The organism is Streptomyces sp. NPDC096132, from assembly GCF_044763345.1.
In the GTDB taxonomy this organism is placed as follows: domain Bacteria; phylum Actinomycetota; class Actinomycetes; order Streptomycetales; family Streptomycetaceae; genus Streptomyces.
In genome coordinates this window covers 1-2285 of the sequence record NZ_JBIWGA010000089.1, presented here as the reverse complement: position 1 = coordinate 2285, position 2285 = coordinate 1, and the positions used below count along the sequence as shown (strand labels likewise).

The following is a 2285-nucleotide window of genomic DNA, read 5'->3' as shown; positions in this document are numbered from 1 at the left end:
GAGTAGTCCGCGTACTGCACCGGCAACACCGACCAGCCAGGAACCTCACCCGCACACCGAGCGGCATACGCCACCGACAGATCCCGCGCCAACGGGGCCGCGGACCACCCGTCGAAGGCGATGTGGTGAATGGTCAGGAGCAGCACGTGGTCCTCGGAGCCGAGGGTCAACAGCGCGGCTCTGAAGGGCAGGTCTGCGCCGAGATCGAAGGTCCGACCGGCCTCCTGCTCGATGATTGCGGGGAGATCCTGACCCGTGACGAGGCGGACGTCCAGTTCCAGGACAGCGGCCTCGTGGGACAGGATCCGCTGGTACGGCTCCCCGTCCGCCTCCGGGAACACCGTGCGCAGCGCCTCGTGCCGGACCACCACATCGGCCAGCGCCGCACGCAGCGCCGCCACGTCCAGCGCACCCGACAGACGGAACGCAACCGGAAGGTTGTAGGCAGAGTTGGTGCCCTCCAACCGGTCCAGGAGCCACAGGCGGCGCTGCGCGAAGGAAAGGGGAAACATGGGGCTTTCTCCTCAGTTACGGGGCATGCGCCGCAGCGCCGGGCGGGCCTTCTCGGCGTTGTCGATGCGGGCGGCGAGATCCGCCACTCGTGGGGCGTCGAAGACGGCGCTCACGGGGAGTTCCGCGCCGAGGACGGTGCGGATGCTGCTCACCAAACGGGTGGCCAGCAGCGAGTGACCGCCCAGGTCGAAGAAGCTGTCGTCGATTCCAACCCGCTCCACGCCCAACACCTCGGCGAACAGCGAACAGAGAATCTCCTCGCGCGGGGTCCTCGGTGCGCGTCCGGACGAGCCGCCGTTGGCATCGGGGGCGGGCAGAGCTCTGCGGTCCAGCTTCCCATTCGGCGTGAGGGGGAAGGACTCCAGCACCACGAACGCCGAAGGCACCATGTACTCCGGCAGCGACGTACCGCAGTGCCGCAGGACGTCGTCCTTTCGGATGCCGTCACGCTGCATCGAGGTGGGCGTGTTGAACAGCGGCCGGGCCTGGCGCGGTCGGCCGGGCCGATGCGACCCGCTGCCGCGGAAGTCGTCGACGTCGGCCGTGGCCAGGAGCACGTCGAAGGCGAACGGCGACACCGCAGACCAGGTCACCGACGCTTGGAGTCCCAGGCGTTCCGCGTCTTGGACGAAGTCCTCGGGAGCGACGGCTGTGCAGCTCCCTTCCATGGGCGCCGCCGAGGAGTGGCCGAGGGCGCGCAGGGCGGCCAGATCGGCGCCGAGCCTGGCGTTGGGGACTCCGGTGACCTGGATGATCGCGGGTGCTTCATGCTTCAGGAACGCGACCGTGTCGGCCGGTTCGGTTACGTCCGTACCCCACGCATACACCCTGGGCGCGGCCGGTTCCGCCCCGCTGTCGATGGGACCCTTGCGGAGGACTACGTCGTAGCGGTGGACGGTCAGTTCGTTGCGTGCCGACCCGCTCTTGAGTTCCACGTCCCAGGTGACCTGGTGGTCGAACCGCTGCGCGAAGTCCCCGAAGAAGTCGGGGTCGACAAGGAGTTCGCGCTCCATGTCCAGCGACCGCTTCATGGCCGAGGCGTGTTCCTCGCTGCCGGCGCCCACGCCCGTTCGGCGCAGGGAGACGGCGGCGTGGAAGGAGTGCAGCAGACGCAGGTTGCGGACGTCGCCGACGAAGAGTGCGCCACCGGGGGCCAGCCGGTCCATCGCCTGGCTCAATACGCGCTCCAGATACTCCCCGCTGGGGAAGTACTGGATGACGGAGTTGAGGATGATCGCGTCGAAGAAGTCCTCGGGGATCCCTGTGAAGTCGTCGGCGGGTCGGCTGAGCAGGGTGACGCGCTCAGCCAGGTGGGGCTGCCCAGCCAACTGAGCGCGCAGGTCGGCGACGACCTCGGACGAGAGGTCGCTACCCCAGTAGGTCTCGCAACGCGCCGCCGTTTTGGCGAGGATCAGACCGCTGCCCACACCGATCTCCAGCACCCGGCGGGGGCGGAGCCGGAGGATGCGGTCCACGGTGGCGTCGCGCCACTGCCGCATCTCGGGGAGGGGGATTTCCGAACCGTCGTAGCTGCTCACCCACCCGGCGAAGTCTTCACCGAAGTCCGCATCGCCACTGCCGCGGTAATGCTGCTCGTTGAAGCTCTTCCACTCCTCGACGCGCCGCATGTCGGAACTGAGGTGGGGCTCGTCGCCGTCCGTGCGCGGTGTGACGTAGGCGATGATGCGTTTGTCGCCGGGCTGGTCCTCACGCACCACAACCACCGAACGCGCCACATCCCGATGCGCGTTGAGCACCGCCTCGATCTCACC

Annotated in this window: 2 protein-coding genes; both read right to left on the bottom strand. The window is 68.4% G+C overall.

Going from position 1 to position 2285, the window contains the following annotated elements:
• A partial coding sequence (locus ACIRF9_RS52595; RefSeq protein ID WP_403837793.1) for a condensation domain-containing protein occupies positions 1-512 on the bottom strand: 512 nt, incomplete at its 3' end.
• A gap of 12 nt (positions 513-524) precedes the next feature.
• Positions 525-2285: phosphopantetheine-binding protein (locus ACIRF9_RS52590; RefSeq protein WP_403837791.1), on the bottom strand; the 1761-nt coding region annotated here is incomplete at its 5' end.